This window comes from Lederbergia lenta NBRC 16444 (genome assembly GCF_001591545.1).
GTDB lineage: Bacteria > Bacillota > Bacilli > Bacillales > Bacillaceae_C > Lederbergia > Lederbergia lenta.
Genome location: NZ_BCVC01000019.1, coordinates 1 through 2,960 on the forward strand (window position 1 = coordinate 1; position 2,960 = coordinate 2,960).

At 52.5% G+C, this 2,960-nt stretch carries 1 rRNA gene; it reads left to right on the top strand.

The window, feature by feature from the left end:
* Positions 1-21: 21 nt before the first annotated feature.
* Positions 22-2,953, top strand: a 23S ribosomal RNA gene (locus tag BLE01S_RS20210).
* Positions 2,954-2,960 lie beyond the last annotated feature (7 nt).

Genomic DNA, 2,960 nt, shown 5'->3' on the forward strand with positions numbered 1-2,960 from the left:
GAAGCTTATCATTGACCGAATGATTAAGTTAGAAAGGGCGCATGGTGGATGCCTTGGCACTAGGAGCCTATGAAGGACGGGACTAACACCGATATGCTTCGGGGAGCTGTAAGCAAGCTTTGATCCGGAGATTTCCGAATGGGGAAACCCACTGCTCGTAATGGAGTAGTATCTATTTCTGAATACATAGGAAATAGAAGGCAGACCCGGGGAACTGAAACATCTAAGTACCCGGAGGAAGAGAAAGAAACATCGATTCCCTAAGTAGCGGCGAGCGAAACGGGAAGAGCCCAAACCAAGAGGCTTGCCTCTTGGGGTTGTAGGACACTCTATACGGAGTTACAAAGGAACGAAGTAAATGAAGCGGCCTGGAAAGGCCCGCCAAAGAAGGTAACAGCCCTGTAATTGAAACTTCGTTCCCTCCAGAGTGGATCCTGAGTACGGCGGGACACGAGAAATCCCGTCGGAATCTGGGAGGACCATCTCCCAAGGCTAAATACTCCCTAGTGACCGATAGTGAACCAGTACCGTGAGGGAAAGGTGAAAAGCACCCCGGAAGGGGAGTGAAATAGATCCTGAAACCATGTGCCTACAAGTAGTCAGAGCGCGTTTATGCGTGATGGCGTGCCTTTTGTAGAATGAACCGGCGAGTTACGATTTCATGCAAGGTTAAGTTGAAGAGACGGAGCCGCAGCGAAAGCGAGTCTGAATAGGGCGCATAAGTATGAGGTCGTAGACCCGAAACCAGGTGATCTACCCATGTCCAGGGTGAAGGTAAGGTAACACTTACTGGAGGCCCGAACCCACGTACGTTGAAAAGTGCGGGGATGAGGTGTGGGTAGCGGTGAAATTCCAATCGAACCTGGAGATAGCTGGTTCTCTCCGAAATAGCTTTAGGGCTAGCCTCATGGTAAGAGTCTTGGAGGTAGAGCACTGTTTGGACTAGGGGCCCTCAACGGGTTACCGAATTCAGACAAACTCCGAATGCCAAAGACTTATCCATGGGAGTCAGACTGCGAGTGATAAGATCCGTAGTCAAGAGGGAAACAACCCAGACCGCCAGCTAAGGTCCCAAAGTATACGTTAAGTGGAAAAGGATGTGGAGTTGCTTAGACAACCAGGATGTTGGCTTAGAAGCAGCCACCATTTAAAGAGTGCGTAATAGCTCACTGGTCGAGTGACTCTGCGCCGAAAATGTACCGGGGCTAAACGTATCACCGAAGCTGCGGACTGACACCTTAGGTGTCAGTGGTAGGAGAGCGTTCTAAGGGCTGTGAAGCTAGATCGTAAGGACTAGTGGAGCGCTTAGAAGTGAGAATGCCGGTATGAGTAGCGAAAGAAGGGTGAGAATCCCTTCCACCGAATGCCCAAGGTTTCCTGAGGAAGGCTCGTCCGCTCAGGGTTAGTCGGGGCCTAAGCCGAGGCCGAAAGGCGTAGGCGATGGATAACAGGTTGATATTCCTGTACCACCTTATTTCCGTTTGAGTAATGGGGGGACGCAGGAGGATAAAGTAAGCGCGCTGTTGGATATGCGCGTCCAAGCACCTAGGCTGAAGAGGAGGCAAATCCTTCTCTTTAAAGCGGAAGTGTGACGGCGAGGGAAATTTAGTACCGAAGTTCTTGATTCCACACTGCCAAGAAAAGCCTCTAGCGAGGAAATAGGTGCCCGTACCGCAAACCGACACAGGTAGGCGAGGAGAGAATCCTAAGGTGATCGAGAGAACTCTCGTTAAGGAACTCGGCAAAATCACCCCGTAACTTCGGGAGAAGGGGTGCTCATTTGGGTGAATAGCCCAGATGAGCCGCAGTGAATAGGCCCAGGCGACTGTTTAGCAAAAACACAGGTCTCTGCGAAGCCGCAAGGCGAAGTATAGGGGCTGACGCCTGCCCGGTGCTGGAAGGTTAAGAGGAGCGCTTAGACTTCGGTCGAAGGTGCGAATTGAAGCCCCAGTAAACGGCGGCCGTAACTATAACGGTCCTAAGGTAGCGAAATTCCTTGTCGGGTAAGTTCCGACCCGCACGAAAGGCGCAACGATCTGGGCACTGTCTCAACGAGAGACTCGGTGAAATTATAGTACCTGTGAAGATGCAGGTTACCCGCGACAGGACGGAAAGACCCCGTGGAGCTTTACTGCAGCCTGATATTGAATGTTGGTGCAGCTTGTACAGGATAGGTAGGAGCCGTAGAAACCGGAGCGCTAGCTTCGGTGGAGGCACTGGTGGGATACTACCCTTGCTGTACTGACATTCTAACCCGCAGCCGTGATCCGGCTGGGAGACAGTGTCTGGCAGGCAGTTTGACTGGGGCGGTCGCCTCCTAAAGAGTAACGGAGGCGCCCAAAGGTTCCCTCAGAATGGTTGGAAATCATTCGCAGAGTGTAAAGGCACAAGGGAGCTTGACTGCGAGACCTACAAGTCGAGCAGGGACGAAAGTCGGGCTTAGTGATCCGGTGGTTCCGCATGGAAGGGCCATCGCTCAACGGATAAAAGCTACCCCGGGGATAACAGGCTTATCTCCCCCAAGAGTTCACATCGACGGGGAGGTTTGGCACCTCGATGTCGGCTCATCGCATCCTGGGGCTGTAGTCGGTCCCAAGGGTTGGGCTGTTCGCCCATTAAAGCGGTACGCGAGCTGGGTTCAGAACGTCGTGAGACAGTTCGGTCCCTATCCGTCGTGGGCGCAGGAAATTTGAGAGGAGCTGTCCTTAGTACGAGAGGACCGGGATGGACGCACCGCTGGTGTACCAGTTGTTCCGCCAGGAGCATCGCTGGGTAGCTATGTGCGGCAGGGATAAGTGCTGAAAGCATCTAAGCATGAAGCCCCCCTCAAGATGAGATTTCCCATAGCGCAAGCTAGTAAGATCCCTGAAAGATGATCAGGTTGATAGGTCCGGCGTGGAAGTGTGGCGACACATGGAGCTGACGGATACTAATCGATCGAGGACTTAATCAAAATAAAG